Source organism: Streptomyces calidiresistens, from assembly GCF_014141525.1.
Lineage (GTDB): Bacteria > Actinomycetota > Actinomycetes > Streptomycetales > Streptomycetaceae > Streptomyces > Streptomyces calidiresistens.
The window spans coordinates 1-4,218 of record NZ_VKHS01000499.1 but is presented as its reverse complement, the minus strand read 5'-3'; the positions used below and the strand labels follow the sequence as shown (position 1 = coordinate 4,218).

Here is a 4,218-nt window from a genome sequence, read left to right as displayed (position 1 = left end):
GCTCTCCACCGGGCCGGCGCCGCTCCCTCCCGCCCCTCCGGCGCACGCCCGCGCACGAGCGCCCCGGGAGGTGGCGCGCGTCACGGACGGGGGTGCCCGCCCGGGGGACAATCCTTGCCCGAAGGCATGACCTCACCGGTGACCGCTGCCCGTAGACTCCCCTGTTAACGACACGCAGGGGCTCCCGGTGGGCCCGTCGTCGGGACCGCCACCGGCTTCGGCCGAGCACATCCGGGTCAAGGGAGGATTCGAGTCGTGAGCAGCAGGCCGGCGAGAGGCGCTGCTCGCCTCGCCGCCATACTCGACGCCCTGCCCGACGCGCTGTTGCTGGTCAACGGCAACGGCACCGTCGTGAAGGCGAACGCCATCGCGGGCGAGACGTTGGAGGCGCCGGGCGCGCCGTTGGTGGGACGTGGACTGCTGGACATCATTCCGGCGTTCGATCCGCGTCGGATTCCCGGGTCGATGCGTCGCCCGGACGAGGATCCGGGCGCGCGCACCCGTCCCACCCGCATGATCGCCCGTCGCACCGACGGCTCCGAGTTGCAGGTCGAGGTGACCAGCGCCCTGCTCCAGGCCGGGCAGACCCCCTATGCCTCGGCCATAGACGCCGTGTTCGGCGACGACCACGCCTCCGAGGAACTGTTGATGCTGGTGGTGCGGGATCTCTCCGGCACCCTGGACACCGAGGCCGAACTGGCCCGGCAGCAGCGGCAGACCGAGATGATCCTGCGGGCGGCCTCCGAGGGCGTCGTGGGCGTGGACACCGCCGGCCGGGTGGTTCTGGTCAATCCGGCCGCCGCCCAGCTCCTGGGCCATCGGGCCGGGAAGCTCGGCGGGCAGGAACTGCACCCCCTGGTGCACCACTCGCGGCCCGACGGCTCGCCGCTGCCGTTCGAGGAGACCCCGCTGCACGACACCCTGGTGTCGGGGCGCAAGCACCGCGTGCGGGCGGGCCAGGTGCTGTGGACGAAGGACGGCCGCGCCGTCCCGGTGGACATGACCACGGCCCCGGTGCGCGAGGGCGACCAGCTGGTGGGCGCGGTGATGACGTTCACCGACCGCCGTCCGCAGGACGCGATGAACGCCCGCTACGAGCAGTTGCTGGCGGTGCTCGGGCACAGTCTGCGCGGCCCACTGGAGGAGCTGCGCGGGGAGTTGACGGCGCTGGCCGCCGACCCGGCGGGGCAGCTGTGGCCGGAGGCCAACCAGATCCTGCACCACCTGGCGGCGGGGTACGCGCGGATGGCGACGCTGGTCGACAACGTGCTGGCCTACCAGCGACTGGACGCGGGCAAGGAGCAGTTGAGCCGCAAGAAGGTGGCGCTGGACGAGGTGATCGGCGCCGGGGTGGACGGCGCGACGGAGCTGATCGGCCCGGGTCGGGCCCAGTTCGCCGTGCACGCCCCGCCGACCGAGGCGGAGGTGGACCCGGAGCGGCTGGCGCAGGCGTTGGCGCACCTGATCGCGGACGTGGCCGGGGTGGACGCCACCGGGCGGCCGGCGAACGGCGCGCCCGCCGACTCCACGATCGTGGTGGCCGCCGCGCAGCGCGGTGACGTGGTGCGGATCGAGGTGCGCGGTCCGTTCCCCGGCGGCGACCCGGTGCACGGCCCGCTGGTGAGCGGCATCGTGCGGATGCACGGCGGGGTGCTGCAGACCCACGAGGTTCCGGGGGCGTCGGGGGGCACCGCGTACGTGCTGGAGGTGCCGGTGAGCGCGGACGCCGCGCCCGCGCCGGGGCACGCGCCGCGTCCCCGGGACGGGGCCGGTGAGACGACGGTGATGCCGGTGCCGGTGCAGCCGGCGCGCGGCACGGGCGGGCCGGGCGGCCCGGTGCGCGGGATGGCCACGGGCAACGACAGCGGTCACGTGGTGGCGGCCCCGCCGGCCGCGCCGGGTCGGCCGATGCCGCGTCCCCGACGGCCGGAGGACGGGGAGTTCCACGGGCCGGAGCGGAACGGCGGGGAGCCGCGTCCGGAGGCCCCGGCGTCCGGGGGGGCCGGGGCGCAGCCCGCGCTGCCCGCGCCCCGCCGCGAACCGGGTGCGCCGGTGCCGGTTCCCGGCTCCCGGCACCGGCCGCAGCAGGTGCCGCAGCACGTTCCCCACCAGGTGCCGCACCAGGTGCCGCATCCGGTGCCCGCGCACGAGATTCCGCAGCCCGCGCCGCCGGCCACGATGCCGCCGGCGATGCCGACGCTGCCGCAACAGCAGTCGCTGCCCCGGCAGCAGCCGCCCGGGTCCGCCGACCCGGGGAGCGGCGAGGGCGCGACGCCCGCCGAGGCCCCCACCGGTCGGCGCCGCCGCGCCCCCGCCGGGGAGGACACCGGTACGCCGCCGGGCGGGGTGCCGGTGGAGCCGGACCACGGTCCCGGCGGCGGTCGGCGCCGGCGGGCCGCCGCGCCGGTCGAGGAGGCCGCCGAGGGCGGCGGGTCGGGTGCGGAGACTCCCACCGGTCGGCGCCGCCGCGCGGCCGAGGCGGCCGCCGCGGCGGCCGCCGGGCAGCAGGCCTCCCGGGAGCCGATCGCCCTCGGTGGTCCGGATCCGGAGGAGCCCGGGGACACGTCCCCCGGCGCGACGGAGGCGGCCGGGGGGCCGGAGCCGGTCGCGCGGGAGGCCCTCGGGGCACCGGAGGGGTCGGTCGAGGGGGCGCCCGGGGAGACCGCCGCGCCGATGACCGGTGGGGCGGAGGGCCGGCCGGAGCCACAGGCGCCGCCGCACGCGGAGTCGCACCCGGAGGAGCAGTCCGAGGGGCCGCCCCCGATCGAGCACACCGTGGTGGCCGCCAGTCCCATTCTCAGCGGGTCGATGCCGCGCGAGGAGGTGCGCCGGCCGCAGCCGGCGCTGCCGATGCCCGGCGCGGAGCGGGCCTCCCGGCCGGAGGGTCGCCCCGGGGTGAACGTGCGCACTCTGGGGCAGGGCATACCGGTCGCGCAGGTGAACCAGTTGGCGGAGCAGCGGGCGGCGGAGCGGTCCGCGCCGGGGGCCCCCGTCGGTCCCCCGGCGCCCGCGCCGCCGATCGGTCCGGCGCAGAGCAGTGCCCCGGGGCGGCGGCGGAAGCTGGCCGCGCCGCCGGGCGACGACGCCCGGGCCGAGGGGGCGGCGGACGGCGGGCCCGGGGCGTCGGGCCCCGCCGGCCCGACGCGGCCGGGGCCCTCCGGTCCCGGTCCGGTGCCGCCCGGTCCGGCGCCCGCCGGTCCGCAGCGGCGTCCGATCACCCCGCCCCGGGTCGGGGGGTCCGGTGAGTCCCCGGGTCGGCAGTTCGCCATCGGTGCCCCGGCGGCCGGTGCCGAGGAGGGCCCGGAGCCGCTGGACGGTCCGAACGGCGCGATCGAGGTGACCGACGGCCGCGGGTTGCCGGCGCCGGTGCCGATGCCGTCGGACGAGGAGTTGCCGCCGGAGCCGTTGGACAACCCGCGTCGGCTGCTGGTGTGGCCGGAGCCCGATGTCTCCACGCAACAGGCGCTCACCGATCGCGGGTACCGGCCGGTGCTGGTGCAGTCCCGCGAGGAGGTGGACGCGCAGATCGCGGCCTATCCGGCGGCGCTGTTCGTGGACCCGTTGACCGGGCCGATCACCCGTACGGCCCTGCAGTCGCTGCGGCAGGCGGCGGTGTCGGCGGAGGTTCCGGTGCTGGTCACGGCCGGTCTGGGGCAGGCGGGCCGGGAGGCTGCCTACGGGGCCGACCCGGCGGTGCTGTTGAAGGCGTTGGCGCCCCGGGACAGCGAGCAGCACCCGCCCCGGGTGCTGCTGGTGGAGGAGAGCCAGGAGATCGCGGCGGCGTTGACGGCGTCGCTGGAGCGGCGCGGGATGCAGGTCGAGCACGCCGCCACGGACGCCTCGGCGGTGGAGTCGGCCAGCCGGGTGCGGCCGAACCTCGTGGTGATGGACCTGCACCGGATGCAGCGCGGCCGGGCCGGGATCGTGGACTGGCTGCGGGTCAACGGCCTGCTGAACCGCACCCCGTTCGTGGTGTACACCACGGAGGGGCTGGATCCGGCGGGACTGCCGTTGCTGGCCTCGGGCGAGGCGGTGCTGTTCCTGGCGGAGCGCTCCACCAGCGAGGAGGTGCAGGAGCGGATCGTCGACCTGTTGGCGCGGATCGGCGCGCAGTGACGGGCGTGCCGTGAGTCGACGCGCCGCGACGCCGGTGCCCGGGGTCCGGGTACCGGCGTCGCGGGTTTCGGGGGGGTTGGGGACTGTCTCTTATACACACCT

Annotated in this window: 1 protein-coding gene; it reads left to right on the top strand. The window is 77.3% G+C overall.

Annotation, left to right across the window (positions count from 1 at the left end; translation table 11 throughout):
• Positions 1–255 precede the first annotated feature (255 nt).
• Complete coding sequence (locus tag FOE67_RS18425; RefSeq protein ID WP_182665697.1) at positions 256–4,116, top strand: hybrid sensor histidine kinase/response regulator; 3,861 nt, start codon at positions 256–258, stop codon at positions 4,114–4,116.
• Positions 4,117–4,218 lie beyond the last annotated feature (102 nt).